General features: G+C 50.0%; 1 protein-coding gene. It reads left to right on the top strand.

What is annotated here, in order from left to right; translation table 11 throughout:
- On the top strand, positions 1-256 hold a 256-nt coding region (locus ZA07_RS15965; protein WP_157491994.1), incomplete at both ends, for an HYR domain-containing protein.

The following is a 256-nucleotide window of genomic DNA, read 5'->3' as shown; positions in this document are numbered from 1 at the left end:
CGGCAACCAATGATGCGCCGGCTACATTCCCAATAGGTAATACAACAGTAACCTGGACCGTAACTGATGCAGCTGGTAATTCGGCTACTGATACCCAAATAGTAACTGTCGAAGACGATACAGACCCTACTATTATAGCACCTGCTGACGTAACCGTTAGTGCCAATGCTTCATGTCAAGCCACTGGTGTGGCTCTTGGAACACCCACTACAGCTGATAACTGTGGGGCTAATCCGGCAACCAATGATGCGCCGGC

This window comes from Mangrovimonas sp. ST2L15 (assembly GCF_001280515.1).
Taxonomy (GTDB): Bacteria; Bacteroidota; Bacteroidia; order Flavobacteriales; family Flavobacteriaceae; genus Mangrovimonas; species Mangrovimonas futianensis.
Note: the sequence above shows the minus strand (reverse complement) of the source record. Positions and strands in the feature narration are given on the sequence as shown.